The organism is Shewanella sp. 4_MG-2023 (genome assembly GCF_030548015.1).
Lineage (GTDB): Bacteria > Pseudomonadota > Gammaproteobacteria > Enterobacterales > Shewanellaceae > Shewanella.
Window position 1 is genome coordinate 176,553 of sequence record NZ_JAUORL010000002.1, and the last position, 12,777, is coordinate 189,329.

The window sequence follows — 12,777 nt, forward strand, 5'->3', positions numbered from 1 at the left end:
GGTTTAACAAACCTGAGTATTACAAATACCCTTGTTTATTGACCAAGCTCAAATTGCTGTACTATTAATAACTTGATAATAACTTGAACCATCTAGCGAGCCCGCTTAAGCTAGAGCCATTCTCCTCTTATCTGTTGTCTTATGTCAGAATTATTTAGTCGAACTCGAGAAGCGCTGTCAGTTTATTATCATAAGCGCGTGGTTATTTTATTGTTACTCGGGTTCTCGGCTGGCCTGCCGTTAATGTTAGTATTTTCAACCTTAAGCTTTTGGTTAAGAGAAGCTGGCGTTGACCGCGCCGCCATTGGTTACTTTAGTTGGATAGCCCTCACCTACGCCTTCAAATGGGCCTGGTCACCACTGGTTGACCGCATGTCTTTGCCTATTTTTACCCGATTTTTTGGCCGCCGCCGTGGCTGGATGCTATTTGCGCAGTTATGTCTGGTGGGCGCCATTGCCGGCATGTCATTTAGCGATCCCTTAGTGGATTTAGAGCGGCTTGCCATTTGCGCTTTCTTACTCGCCTTAGCCTCAGCCACCCAAGACATTGTCATTGATGCATTTCGTATTGAATCTGCTCCAGAAAAAATGCAAGCAGCCTTAGCTGCGGCATATCAAGTAGGTTATCGCGGCGCAATGATTGTCGCCACAGCAGGGGCGTTAACCATTGCCGCTTGGGTTGACCCTGGCAATGATGGCTACAATCTTGAATCATGGCAAACCGCTTACTTTGTGATGGCGTTATTAATGTCAGTGGGTATTATTACCACTCTTTGCAGTAAAGAGCCTGAAGTTGACACCAAAAGCGCTGATGAACAAGAGTTACAACTTAAACAACGCTTTGCACAAAAGTATCCGCCTAAACTTGCAGCGCCATTGGCTTGGTTGTATAGCGCCAGCGTATTGCCCTTTATCGACTTTTTTAAGCGATATGGTAAAACCGCGATACTGATTTTATTACTTATATCTTGCTACCGCATCTCAGACATTGTTATGGGAATTATGGCCAATGTGTTCTATGTCGACATGGGCTTTAGTAAAGAGGAAATTGCTTTTGTTAGTAAAGTCTATGGTTTAATCATGACCTTAGTTGGCGCAGCATTTGGCGGAGTATTATTAGTGCGTTATGGCACCATGAAGATCCTTTTCTTAGGTGCATTATTAGTGGCCATTACTAACCTGTTATTTGCTTGGCAAGCTTACATTGGCTACAACATGCCATTTTTGACCTTTGCTATTTCAGTGGATAACTTCAGCGCTGGTATTGCTACTGCGGCATTTATTGCTTACTTATCAAGCCTAACTAGTAGCGGTTACAGCGCAACTCAATATGCCCTACTCTCCTCTATCATGTTGCTATTCCCTAAGTTTATCGCTGGGTTTTCTGGGGTTTATGTTGATGCCTTTGGCTATGTAAATTTCTTTATCGCCGCCAGTTTAATTGGCTTTCCGGTATTGATTTTAATCAGCATGTTGCAACGGCACTCGCCGACAGTGACTCAAGGAGCAGATGAGTTATCGCCGACAACAGAGGCAGATAAGACAGCTAAATCTTAAAACCATTAACTAGCTTCAATATTCACCCACAAAAAAGCCCAACGGTGTTGGGCTTTTTAACGTAATGAGATTTTGGCTACCACAACCCCTTCGATTTAATTTTCCGTGCTCGCTGAAGTTGCGATGATAATGCTGCTTTTTCAATGTCATCAGCGCTTAAAGCATCAGCGCCTTGAGTTGATAAGTCACCCATTTTTCCCACCTGCAGCTTTAATAGATTAAAAGCCTGCATTAACTGTTGCTGGTTAACCTCAATAGCCTGTAATAGCTCTACCTTGTTTTGCTCCAACACAGGTTCAACAGCATCAATTTGATTATCACTTGATGCGACTGCTGCAGATGGCATTGCAGAGTTTGTAATCAATTCAACTGCGGCAATTAAGTCAGCTTGTTGCTGCTGCATTGCCGATAATTGCGCTGCTAACGTGTCAGATGAAACCTGTAACAGATCATTCTGACGGTCAAACTGCGCTAAGGTCTGCTGTTGACTTTGACGCAGTTCATCTTCTTTTTCAGCCTGATAGGCACTGGTTACTTCAGCTTGTTTCTCTGCCTCTTTTCGAGCTTGCTGTTCAAGCATGCTTTCAAAAGTGCTTTTTTGCTCAGCTAATATTTTATCTTGTTGAACTGCAAGTTGAGCAGTAAATAGCTGCTCCATCTTCTGCCATTGGTTTTCAGCCAATGACATCTCTTGAGCTTCAAGCTGATCTTGCTCATCAATTTGACTATCAAATAATGCTAGCTGCTTTATCAAACGGCCGACATTGACGCTATCAGCTGTGTATTGCTCACTAACCAGCTTTGGCAGCTCTGCTGACAGTTGATATAGATACAAACCTGACAGATAGATGTCACGATGAAACATACTTCGCCGCTGCTGCGAAATATCTTTGTCGTCATTACGCTGCTTCTCGTTTATCTGCCAAGCTCTGAGGTTTTCAATCGCAAAACGATGTTGCTCGTGTAACTCAGGCGCTAAATTGAAAGTACATTGAATACGCATACCAGCCCCTATTTACGCAGCAGAGTCTTGTTCACTATCAGCAGCATGGTAGCAGCAGATTTCACGGGATAAGGCTTCTTGTGGATCTTTTAACAACACAATTTTGTCGCCTAAACTTGGATATGCAGCTTGAATAGCGCTTTCAATCAAGGTTGCTCCACCCCCAACCAGATAAACGCGATTAGGATTACGCATAAAGGTTTTGGCTTCGTACGCAATCGCATTGCCTAGCTCTTCAATTTTGTGCTCAATCCGCTCTAACACCCAATCAAGCTTACTGAGATCATTAATGACTTCACTGGCAAACTCACGATTATGGCGTTGTTTAATTAATTCATTTGCCACTAAATAACTTGCATCACTGTCTGCTGCGGCAAGCGCCTTTCTCGCCGCATCGGTCACCATAGAAACCCCTATGGTCGCATTGCCATATACGCTTGATACATCATCAAACTCGCCAACAATGACCCCCATATCTAAGGTAGTTCCGCCAACATCGATAACTAAGGATTTAGTGAAAGCATTAATGCCAGAATCCACCAAGGTCGTCAGTACTGCAGGTAAACTTTCTGGTAGAACTTCAACATCGACGATTTCAAACAAATCGCCTTTGTTTAGTGATATCTCACGCAGTAAGTTGGCTTTTTTCCTTGCAATGTTTGCTTCATTTTTTTGGCAATCATCAGCGTTATAGTATTCAGTGATAGGCAGAGTAACTAAAATGCTGACAGGACAAGGTTTAATGCCTGTTTGCAGTAGAGCATGGTGCACTGACAATAAGTTTAAATCATCATATTGAAACGCGACGTGGGTAGTTGATAATGCTCTATCTGAAGTGGCATCGAAAGTGTATTTCGTTGAGCCAATCTGATAATTAAATATTTTCTTTCCATTGAGTAATGCAGCACTTTTCCAATCTTTTCTAAATGAGTTAGGTGATGTAACACAATGCACCTTTTCATCTTTAATCCAGCTAATTTTTACATTGGTTGAGCCATCATCAATGGCAAATTTCATTTTTACAGTCTGCATAACACGAATCTTTAAAGTCACTAAATGGAGGTATGCAGCCATAAGGCGACAACTTTAGAGTATAACTTTAATTTTATTTGGTCTTTTTTTGTAAAAGGATAAGTATTAGATGAAATACTACGAATAAAACATAAAAAAAGCTGCAACAGCAAGCTGTTGCAGCATTAAAAATAATTCGTTATTTATCCGCTAAAGTGGCTTATAACCCATAACGCTCAAATGAAGACGGATTAATCTCTAAAGTTATTAAATTGAAACGGTTGCCCTAAGTCAGCTTCTTTAGCAAGGCGCATGACCGCTTGTAAGTCGTCACGCTTTTTACCTGTCACTCGAACCGAGTCACCTTGAATCGCGGCTTGCACTTTAAGCTTGCTATCTTTAATCGCTTTGACTAACTTTTTGGCGATAAGTGTTTCAATGCCTTCTTTAAACTTCACTTTTAGACTGAAGGTTTTACCGCTATGTACCGTCTTGTCATCCACATCCATGGCTGATGGGTCAACATTACGCTTACTAAGCTGAATGCGTAAAATATCCACCAACTGCTGACATTGGAAATCATCTTCGGCTTTTAAAGTCACCACATGATCTTTGTATTCGATTTCGGCATCTTTACCGCGAAAATCAAATCGTCCCGCCAATTCACGGCGAGAGTTTTCAACGGCATTACGTAATTCAACTTCGTCAACTTCTGATACGACATCCATAGATGGCATAGTCATTCTCCAATAAATTATTTAGGGTTATTTTAACACTCTAAGCCTGTAGGCAAAGCCTAGACTAAAGAGAAAACAATTAATAGTTGGAATTTAATGACTTTGAGCGCTGCTTTTTTTATTATTGATTTACTCAAACGACATTGCATCCAGCTAAGATATGTACAGCATGAAAATGAAATTGTTTTTTAGCGCCGCTTTTGCTTTCGCTGTCATCATCATCAGTTACTTGGTTTTTTCTAAGCCTAACTATCCAATGACGTTTTCTAATATGGATAAAGTCGGCCATACCGTCAGTTTTTTGGGCTTAACGTTTTTAGCTTATTTTGCCTTCAAGCCTAAATGGTACTGGATGGGGCTGATAATGACTGCCTATGCGGTATTAATTGAACTGATACAATCGCAGATCCCCTATCGTAGCGCCTCTATTGCTGATGTAGTTGCAGATTTAATTGGGGTGGTATTATTTTACTTATTGCTATTTGTGTTTAGAAAATATCAAGCGGCAAAATTATTCAAAAAGGGACCGCTCAAATCTGCCCTATAGCACTCAAGAGAAACCACATGCCACAGCGCACTAACAGCAACCGCAATCCCCTTAACATTGCCCAAAAACCAGTTTCTGATGTTAACGACAATCATGTTAACGATAATCATGTGTACCAGACTGATATTGCGATTATTGGGGCTGGCGCTATTGGCAGCTTGCTGTACTGCCAGTTAGCAGCAATCAAGCAGCCATTACTACTCACACGCAGTCGCTCTGTAGGCGCTACAAGCCATGATGATTGCTCTACAATCACTCTTGAAACTCTTAACGGTGACTGTTTGCATCAACCTTGTATCCAAGCTTGCATTAATCAGCTCACCAAGGCTGAGTTAGTCAATATTAAATTACTCATAATTTGCGTAAAGGCTTATCAAGTAACCGATGCCATTAGCGCTATGTTGGCGCTTATTCCACAGGGTTGTCATATTCTGCTGCTGCATAATGGTATGGGGCCACATTTAGAGGTATTAGCCCTTCTAAAGCAACATCCTCAACTTAAACTAGGGTTATCTTTAGGCACGACATCTCAGGCGGCGCTAAAACTTGGCCCGATGCAGGTGCGCCATACTGGTAAAGGTAAAAGCATTATTGGCCATTTATCTGGCCCAGTAATGCCTTTAGCAATACAAAAACAATTACTGGCTGCTGTAGAAGATATGTCGGTAGGCGATGATATTCTCACTAGCTTATGGCAAAAGCTTACGGTTAATTGCGCCATTAACCCACTGACGGCATTAGCCCAATGTGCTAATGGTGAATTGGCCCAGCCGCAATTTCAGCAGCAAATCGAGGCGATAACGCAAGAGTGCATCATGGTCGCCAAAGCTGATGGGGTTAACCTTTCGCTGCTTGATTCTGTTGCCATCATCAATCAGGTAATTAAACTCACAGCCAACAACTTTTCGTCTATGCATCAAGATATTCATCACAATCGCAAAACCGAGATACTGCAAATTAACGGTTACGTGGTCGCCCGCGCAGCCCATCACGGTTTAACAGCTGCGATAAATCAAAGCATGCTAACTGAAATAACCGCGCTAGAAAGTGCGCTATAAACCCAATAGATGAAAAACCATAGCTATGAAAAAACAAGCCGCTAAACTTATGTTATTGCAGCCCAAAGCCTTATTACAGCCTCAAGCTCTGCCGTTTAGTGCTCGAGTCGGTTTATTCTACCTTGTTGCCGTTATCGCCATACTGGTAAGCGTAAGCTACATTGATCGACCTTTGGCACAGCTTTTACATGATAGTAAGCAAAGCGACTTTGGATTAACCTCAGTATTTAAACTACTGGCAAATACCCCATTAGCCTTAGAAGTATTGGCAGGCGTGCTTGTTTTAATTGGCTTATTAGGTCGTAATAACGCATTCATTCATTTAGTTAAGCCCATTGTCTTGGTCGCTATTAGCGCCACAGTGGTCCGTTTTGGGGCTAAAATTATCAGCGGCCGCACCTGGCCAGAAACTTGGGTTAATAATAACCCCTCTTGGATTGAGCATGGCGTGGAGATGTTTGCGCCATTTTCACTGTCGCAAAGCTATCATTCGTTTCCTTCAGGGCATGCGCTATTTACCTTTGCCTTCGCCAGTTTATTTTGGCAATACAGCCCAAAGCTTTACTGGTTGTGGTTAACAGCCATGGTAAGCGTTTTTATCGGTCAATTAGGGCAAAACTACCATTACTTAGGTGACTTACTGGCAGGGGCGGTACTAGGAGTATTGATAAGTCAGTTGGTGAGTCATTATTGCCTTGCCCCAATTGCGGGCACAAAAAATCCATAAATAACTGTCTTTGATTAAGTCATTTTTAACCGCTTAAATGTCGATACCAAAGCTAACCACAAATTGGTATTGAGGAAAAGATTAAATCTTGTGATAAGCAGGTACAACAAGAGGCAAAAAGTAGTCAAGTTTGTTGGCGTTTAGAAAGTATTCCAGGTATCGGGCCAGTCACAGTTACCGCATTTTATGCAGCTGCTGGGGAGGGTAATGATTTTAATAATGGCAGACACTTTTCAGCATTTTTCGTTGGGGCAGCTGGGTGTTCCAAGAGAGTATTGCTGTTGATACCCTTTTGGTCTGGTGTGGGCGAAGCACCACGACCTTGATCTTATTACCAACTAGAGTATCAAAACGATTTCTTAACCTATCCAAACAACGTTAAGTTCAAGCAAAAAAAAGCCCTGAACTTAATCATAAGTTCAGGGCTTTTAAAAAATCTCTTATCTACTTACTGGTATCAATTGGTTCAAACGACTTGACCAAATCATCTACCGCTTTCATTTGAGTTAAGTAGTTTTCAAGCTGGTTAAGTGGCAATGCACATGGGCCATCACATTTGGCATTATCAGGATCTGGATGCGCTTCAATGAACAAACCCGCTAAACCTAATGCCATACCGCTACGTGCAAGCTCAGTTGCTTGAGCGCGGCGTCCGCCTGCACTATCAGTACGACCACCTGGGCGCTGCAGTGCATGAGTTGCATCAAAGATGACTGGGTAACCAGACTGCTTCATTTCATCCATACCCAGCATATCCACTACTAGGTTGTTATAGCCAAAGCTTGAACCACGTTCACACAGAATAATGTTGTCATTACCGGCTTCATTAAACTTCTTAATGATATGACGCATTTCATGGGGCGCTAAGAATTGCGGCTTTTTCACGTTAATGATTGAACCCGTTGCTGCCATAGCAACTACTAGGTCCGTTTGACGGGCTAAAAATGCTGGCAACTGAATAATATCAACCACATCAGCCACTGGCTGGCATTGATGAATTTCATGCACATCGGTGATAATAGGTACATTAAAGGTCGACTTAATCTCTTCGAAAATCTTTAAGCCTTCTTCCATACCTGGACCACGATATGAGTTCACAGATGAGCGATTTGCTTTATCAAATGACGCTTTAAATACGTAAGGAATACCCAGTTTTTGGGTTACTTCTACGTAATGCTCTGCAATTTTCATTGCTAGATCGCGAGACTCAAGCACATTCATGCCACCAAATAAAACAAACGGTTTATCATTCGCAATTTCTAGCTCATTTAAACCAATGATTTTATGATCCATAGTCATTTCTCTTTAATCAATACCATGGGATTAGCCGCTGCTAACCCCATTAAAAAATAATGTTATACCGCAAGTATCTGCAGTAACTGGCCACACATCCAAGCCATATATGTGCCTACAGCATAGCCCAATACCGCCAACAATACGCCAACTGGCGCAAGTGCTGGATGAAACGCTGCTGCAACCACAGGGGCTGACGCTGCGCCGCCAACGTTAGCCTGACTGCCCACCGCCATATAAAACAGCGGCGCTTTAATAATTTTAGCCACGATAAGCATAAAGCTTGCGTGTACCAGCATCCAAATAATACCAATGGCGAAATACCACAGGTTTTGCTCATCAGCGAGTTTGGATACATCCATATGCAAACCAATGGTCGCAACAAGGATATATAAAAATGCCGATGCCACTTTCGAGGCGCCCGCAGCTTCTATCTGCTTTACTGGACTAAAGGATAAAGCTAAACCAATAGTAGTGGCGATAACAACCAGCCAGAAGAACTTGGAGGTTAAGCTGTAGTCTTGAGTCCAAGGGTAATTAACTTCAAAAAATGGTCCTAAAAAGTCTGCCGCAAAATGCGCTAACCCGGTAACACCAAAACCTATGGCCACAATCAGCATTAAGTCACGCAGTGAAGGTATACGGGCATTTTCTGCATGGTACTTTTCAACTTTGGCTTTAAGGGCTTCAAGGGCGGTGGTGTCTGCGCCTGTTTTAGCATCAATCTCTTTAGCACGAGATGCCATCAGCAGTAATACTGCCATCCACAGGTTAGCGACAATTACATCTACAGTCACCATCACGGAAAAGATATCGCCGCCCACTTCATAAATTTCTTTCATTGAGGCTTGGTTAGCGCCGCCGCCAATCCAACTGCCCGCAAGAGTGGTCATTCCGCGCCATACTGCATCAGGGCCATTGCCGCCTAATACGTCAGGGTTAATGGCTGAGATAATCAATAACGCAATGGGACCGCCAATCACAATGCCCACGGTGCCGGTTAAAAACATCACAATGGCTTTAGGGCCTAAACTTAAAATCGCTTTTAAATCGACACTTAAAATCAATAACACCAAACAAGCAGGTAATAAGTAACGCGAGGCAACATAATATAATTTTGAGGTGTCACCATCGACGATACCAAAGGTATTCAGTAGTGATGGTAAGAAGTAACACAGCAATAAGGCTGGGATAAACTTATAGAATTTTTGCCAAAATGGGTGTGCTGACGAACTGGTATAGAAAACAAAGCCGAGAATGACGGCAAGTAATCCCAGTGCTGTTGCGTCATTGGTTACCATGGGTGTGGTGGTCATGAAAAAGCTCCCTTGCAAATGCATTTCATAGTGAATTTATTATTGTTATGAATGTACTTTAAAGTACTTATTATTTTAAATTGGCGAAGTTACTGACAGATTAACTGCTTTGCGATAAACAATTCAGGCTCATAAATGAGCCTGAATTTGAATATTATATTAACCACTTAGTGATAAGTCTGTGGTTGTTGACTTAACTCTTTCAGCTGGATTTTGACAATTTCCGTCACCGGGTCGTGTGGACTGCTGTCGATAAAGTGCTGTAAATCTGAAATGGCCACTTTAATGCACCCCAGTTGCTGGGCAATAAAAGCGCGCTCTCGATTTAAGCTCACATCATCAGGATGCCACTGCAGCAATAAATTGCAGCATTCCATCGCTTGTTCAAATTTCTGGGTTACGATGCAACCCGCTTTTAGCTCATGTAACATACGAGTTATTAAGCGTTTTAGGCTGGCTGTTTTTAAGTACTTAGGCTTAAGCATGGCCGAATTACCTAACTCACCACGCACCAGTATATGCAATTGGTGGCGGCTTAATTGCTGCCCCGTTAGCGGATCGATATAAATGACATTATCATTTATATGGCTTCTCACTACGGTGTGCCCCGGTAATAATACCGCTTCTAAGCTAATATCAAGCTGCTTAGCCAGTAAAATTAATACCGTGGCTAAGGTGGTGCTGTTACCTTGACGGGTCATAATGCAGCGACCAAGATCGGCAGCATCAACACTAAAGTAATCATCACGCACACAAAAGCCTAAATCATCATAAAACCAGTGCAATAAACCTTCAAAGCGCTGTTGCTGATCTTCGACATATAAGCTCATCACTGAGCCGGCAATTTCATACCAAGCCCAAAGCGCTTTCTTCTCTTGAGAAAAGCCAAGATGTTGTGTTATTTCAAATGCAGTTTCAGGGATCTTAACTGCATCTTTCATTTGATGTTTTGCCATTAAACTCTATTAACCCATTAATACAACTTGTTTAAAATGAGCCAGCCTGGCAGCTAATACGAGCCATCCGATAGCACCTAAAAAGGCGAAGATTTTGAATAAATTGTTACGGTTACCTTTAAGTGCCATAACGCCCAATCCAATGTAGGCTAAAACTGCAATTAATTTTTCAGTCATCCACTCATCGACAAATGGATATTGTTTGATCATGAAGCACAAGATTAGCCCTGATAACAATAAGAAGGTATCAATGACATGAGGGGCAACTTTAACAAACTTTTTATCCATGATTGGCGACTTGCGCATGTGTAGTACAAAGCGAGTGACAAAAAAGACCACACTTAAAAAGATGAAGGTTAAGTGCGTGTGTTTAACAGCTGGATATAAACTGTAAAAGGTTTCCATTATTGTTTTTCTCTTTGAGCTACCGATAAAATGGCCGCTAGTTTACTCGATCTGGCGGCTTATTAGCAATGTTGTGAAAATCGCCCCATTAGGCCAGTCACTACATGAGTAAATCAGCAACTAACTCAGTATTAACTGGGCAATTAACGCGATGGATCACTGCCAATGATTAACGAACGAAAAAATGGCGGTTGCAAGTGGCTTAAACCTTGTTCCATTGACCTAAGGTGCAACGGTCATTACTGCCAAAGTCTCGCACGGTTGCGACATTGTCATAACCAAGTTCAATGAGCTTTTGTCTTACGACCAGCGCCTGTTCAAAGCCGTGCTCCAGCAGTAAATAGCCACCTTCAGATAAGTAAGCCCGCGCATAGGTTGCGATATGAAATAAATCAGCAAAACCTGCGTCACCTGCGGTCAATGCACTTGATGGTTCAAAGCGCACATCACCCATGGCTAAATGCTCATCGGCTTCGTCAATATAAGGAGGGTTTGAGACAATTAATTGAAATTGCCGGCCTTCAATTGCACTAAACCAATCTGATTGTAAAATTTCAACTTGAGTGAGATTTAAGTTTTGCCGGTTGGCTTTAGCAAGTTCTACCGCATCAGTGACTTTATCAACGGCTGTGACTTGCCATTGTGGTCGCTCAGATGCCAATGACAATGCTATCGCGCCTGTTCCCGTACCTAAATCCAGTACCTTAGCCGTTTCCGCTACAGGCAAATTTAACGCTGTTTCTACTAAAATTTCAGTATCAGGACGCGGGATCAAGGTGGTGGCGTTAACAATAAATGGCAATGACCAAAATTCACGTTCACCAATAATATGTGCCACAGGCACACCTTGCTGGCGCTTTTCGACCATGGCTTTATAAGCTTTGAATTGATCTGTGGTGAGGACTTTTTCAGGCCAAGTATAAATGAAGCTACGCTGCTTATTGATGCAATGCAGAAGCAAGGCTTCTGCATCGATATTGGCCGATTCAGATGAATCGACCAATAAACTGTAAGCCCATTGCAAAGACTCCGCAATGGTAGAGAAAGAAGACTGTGACAAGGTTACTCCTTAGTCGTCAGCTAATGCAGCAAGCAAGTCCGCTTGTTCCTCTTGCATTAATGGCTCAATAATAGCGTTTAAGTCGCCTTCCATGATTTCATTTAAGCGGTATAGCGTTAAATTAATGCGGTGCTCACTCATACGACCTTGTGGGAAGTTGTAAGTTCGAATACGTTCAGAACGGTCACCACTTGCCACTAGATTACGGCGGGTTGATTCTTCTTCGCTACGACGCTTTTCATCTTCAACCGCTTGTAAGCGCGCTGAAAGCACACTCATGGCTTGGGCACGGTTTTTATGTTGCGAGCGTTGATCCTGACATTCCACCACAATACCTGACGGTACGTGAGTAATACGAATGGCTGAATCGGTTTTGTTGACGTGCTGACCACCTGCGCCAGATGCGCGGAAGGTATCGACTTTTAAATCTGCTGGATTAATTGAAATCTGCTCTGCTTCTGGCACTTCTGGTAATACAACCACGGTAACGGCTGAGGTATGTACACGACCTTGGGATTCAGTTTCTGGTACACGTTGAACACGGTGTCCGCCAGATTCAAATTTCAATTTACCGTAAACGCCTTCACCAGTTACGTGAACGATTAATTCTTTAAAGCCACCATGCTCACCTTCGTTGGCGTTCATGATTTCCATTTGCCACTTATTCGACTCACAAAAACGTGAATACATGCGGAATAAGTCACCCGCGAATATAGCGGCTTCATCACCACCGGCGCCGGCACGGATTTCTACGAAGGCATTACGGTCGTCATTTGGATCTTTTGGAAGCAATAAGATTTGTAATTCATCTTCAAGTTCTGCAATGGCTTTTTTGGCTGCTTTAATTTCTTCTTGAGCCATTTCACGCATTTCTGCGTCATCTTCAGTAAGCATTTCTTGCGCTGACTCAAGATCGGCTTGAGCCTCTTGAAACGCTTTAAAGCTTTTTACAATATCTTCTAACTGAGAATATTCTTTTGATAAGCCGCGAAAGCGGTCTTGATCCGCAATAACTTGTGCATCACTCAGTAATGCCAATACTTCTTCATTACGTTCAAGCAAGCCTTCCAGCTTGCGAATAACCGACTCTTTCATTTAGCTTTATTA

General features: G+C 42.4%; 13 protein-coding genes and 1 pseudogene. 5 read left to right on the plus strand and 9 right to left on the minus strand.

Translation table 11 applies throughout. The annotated features are described in order from the left end of the window. The first annotated feature begins 141 nt into the window (after positions 1 to 141). Positions 142 to 1,557, plus strand: coding sequence for an MFS transporter (locus Q4546_RS01780; protein WP_102519366.1), 1,416 nt, complete (start codon positions 142 to 144; stop codon positions 1,555 to 1,557). Positions 1,558 to 1,633: 76 nt separating this feature from the next. On the opposite strand, the gene Q4546_RS01785 is transcribed toward Q4546_RS01780, so the two are convergent. The 3 genes from Q4546_RS01785 to Q4546_RS01795 all read right to left on the minus strand — a co-directional run bounded on the left by Q4546_RS01785 (position 1,634) and on the right by Q4546_RS01795 (position 4,308). Next, complete coding sequence (locus Q4546_RS01785; RefSeq protein WP_303445567.1) at positions 1,634 to 2,560, minus strand: hypothetical protein; 927 nt, start codon at positions 2,558 to 2,560, stop codon at positions 1,634 to 1,636. A 12-nt stretch (positions 2,561 to 2,572) separates the two neighbouring features. Further along, on the minus strand, positions 2,573 to 3,592 hold the full coding sequence (gene parM / locus Q4546_RS01790; protein WP_102519368.1) for a plasmid segregation protein ParM domain-containing protein: 1,020 nt from the start codon (positions 3,590 to 3,592) through the stop codon (positions 2,573 to 2,575). A gap of 230 nt (positions 3,593 to 3,822) precedes the next feature. Next, positions 3,823 to 4,308 carry a YajQ family cyclic di-GMP-binding protein gene (locus tag Q4546_RS01795; RefSeq protein WP_303445568.1) on the minus strand — a complete coding sequence of 162 codons (486 nt, stop codon included), beginning with the start codon at positions 4,306 to 4,308 and terminating at the stop codon, positions 3,823 to 3,825. Between the two features lie 169 nt (positions 4,309 to 4,477). Here Q4546_RS01795 and Q4546_RS01800 point away from each other — a divergent pair, with 169 nt between their 5' ends. The 4 genes and pseudogenes from Q4546_RS01800 to Q4546_RS01815 all read left to right on the plus strand — a co-directional run. Continuing rightward, positions 4,478 to 4,855, plus strand: coding sequence for a VanZ family protein (locus tag Q4546_RS01800; protein WP_102438911.1), 378 nt, complete (start codon positions 4,478 to 4,480; stop codon positions 4,853 to 4,855). A 17-nt stretch (positions 4,856 to 4,872) separates the two neighbouring features. Beyond that, on the plus strand, positions 4,873 to 5,913 hold the full coding sequence (locus tag Q4546_RS01805) for a ketopantoate reductase family protein (protein WP_303445569.1): 1,041 nt from the start codon (positions 4,873 to 4,875) through the stop codon (positions 5,911 to 5,913). 25 nt (positions 5,914 to 5,938) lie between these two features. Further along, positions 5,939 to 6,640 carry a phosphatase PAP2 family protein gene (locus Q4546_RS01810; RefSeq protein WP_303445570.1) on the plus strand — a complete coding sequence of 234 codons (702 nt, stop codon included), beginning with the start codon at positions 5,939 to 5,941 and terminating at the stop codon, positions 6,638 to 6,640. A 68-nt stretch (positions 6,641 to 6,708) separates the two neighbouring features. Continuing rightward, a pseudogene (locus Q4546_RS01815) lies at positions 6,709 to 6,882 on the plus strand (transposase); the annotation flags it as partial. A gap of 202 nt (positions 6,883 to 7,084) precedes the next feature. Here Q4546_RS01815 and kdsA read toward each other — a convergent pair. The 6 genes from kdsA to prfA all read right to left on the minus strand — a co-directional run bounded on the left by kdsA (position 7,085) and on the right by prfA (position 12,765). Next, complete coding sequence (gene kdsA / locus Q4546_RS01820) at positions 7,085 to 7,933, minus strand: 3-deoxy-8-phosphooctulonate synthase (protein ID WP_102438923.1); 849 nt, start codon at positions 7,931 to 7,933, stop codon at positions 7,085 to 7,087. Between the two features lie 62 nt (positions 7,934 to 7,995). After that, positions 7,996 to 9,249 carry a DUF819 domain-containing protein gene (locus tag Q4546_RS01825; RefSeq protein WP_076543123.1) on the minus strand — a complete coding sequence of 418 codons (1,254 nt, stop codon included), beginning with the start codon at positions 9,247 to 9,249 and terminating at the stop codon, positions 7,996 to 7,998. A 167-nt stretch (positions 9,250 to 9,416) separates the two neighbouring features. Continuing rightward, entirely contained in the window at positions 9,417 to 10,205 is a 789-nt protein-coding gene (locus tag Q4546_RS01830) for a SirB1 family protein (protein WP_102438925.1), read from the minus strand. A gap of 9 nt (positions 10,206 to 10,214) precedes the next feature. Then, the gene (locus Q4546_RS01835; RefSeq protein ID WP_076543121.1) at positions 10,215 to 10,610 is read right to left on the minus strand and encodes a SirB2 family protein; all 396 of its coding nucleotides are present in this window, start codon (positions 10,608 to 10,610) and stop codon (positions 10,215 to 10,217) included. A gap of 202 nt (positions 10,611 to 10,812) precedes the next feature. Beyond that, on the minus strand, positions 10,813 to 11,670 hold the full coding sequence (gene prmC, locus Q4546_RS01840) for a peptide chain release factor N(5)-glutamine methyltransferase (protein WP_102438929.1): 858 nt from the start codon (positions 11,668 to 11,670) through the stop codon (positions 10,813 to 10,815). Between the two features lie 9 nt (positions 11,671 to 11,679). Then, entirely contained in the window at positions 11,680 to 12,765 is a 1,086-nt protein-coding gene (prfA, locus tag Q4546_RS01845; protein WP_076543119.1) for a peptide chain release factor 1, read from the minus strand. Positions 12,766 to 12,777: the final 12 nt, after the last annotated feature.